We start from the raw sequence: 286 nt of genomic DNA, 5'->3' as shown, positions 1-286 counted from the left end.
AGAACGACCTGACCCTCAGCCGATACTTCTTCCTGCGCTTTGTCGTCACCGAGTGAATCGATGTCTGCTACAAGGGCCAAATCGGTCAGGAAAGCAAGCAAGCTCTTGTCTTCGTTTTTACGCTCGAACTCCTGCGTAACGGACAGAAACTCCTCGATATTCTCCAGTCTTGCCTGTGCTTCCAATGTTTTTTCTTCTTTGAGCGATTCGCGATAGCCAGAGCGCTTCAATACTTCCTCCACCAGCTCGGTTACACTCAAGTAATCGGTCATCTGCATCAAACTCG

Annotated in this window: 1 pseudogene; it reads right to left on the bottom strand. The window is 49.3% G+C overall.

Annotated elements, in window-relative coordinates:
- Nucleotides 1–286, bottom strand: a pseudogene (locus SB775_RS28800) (ATP-dependent DNA helicase PcrA); the annotation flags it as partial.

This window comes from Peribacillus sp. SIMBA_075 (assembly GCF_046534585.1).
Note: the sequence above shows the minus strand (reverse complement) of the source record. Positions and strands in the feature narration are given on the sequence as shown.